At 65.6% G+C, this 352-nt stretch carries 1 protein-coding gene; it reads left to right on the top strand.

Translation table 11 applies throughout. From position 1 onward, the window contains the following. Window positions 1-352, top strand: a 352-nt coding sequence (locus AC1DGP_RS35425) for an autotransporter outer membrane beta-barrel domain-containing protein (protein WP_476833316.1), incomplete at both ends; no start/stop codon positions are given.

Here is a 352-nt window from a genome sequence, read left to right as displayed (position 1 = left end):
GGCACAGTCTTGACGACGCCAAGCTATACAGGGACTGGCGGCACGATCGGGCTGAACACTTTCCTCGGAACTGACGGCTCGCCTTCCGATCGCCTCGATGTCGGCTCGGCGACCGGCAATTCGCTTCTGAGCATCGCCAACGCCGGCGGGACCGGTGAATTGACGACAGGCAACGGCATCCAGGTGGTGCGCGCGGTGAATGGAGGAAGCACCGCCGGTGCCTTCGCGCTCGGTGGCGTCGTCGCGGCGGGCGCCTACGAATATCTCCTATTTCAGGGCGGTGTGACGGCCGGCACCGAGAATGACTGGTTCCTGCGGAACCAGCTCATCCCGACGCCCCCCGGCGTGACGC

The organism is Allobosea sp. 05T433, assembly GCF_056396065.1.
The sequence above is the reverse complement of the archived record's forward strand: the minus strand, read 5'-3'. Positions and strand labels throughout refer to the sequence as shown.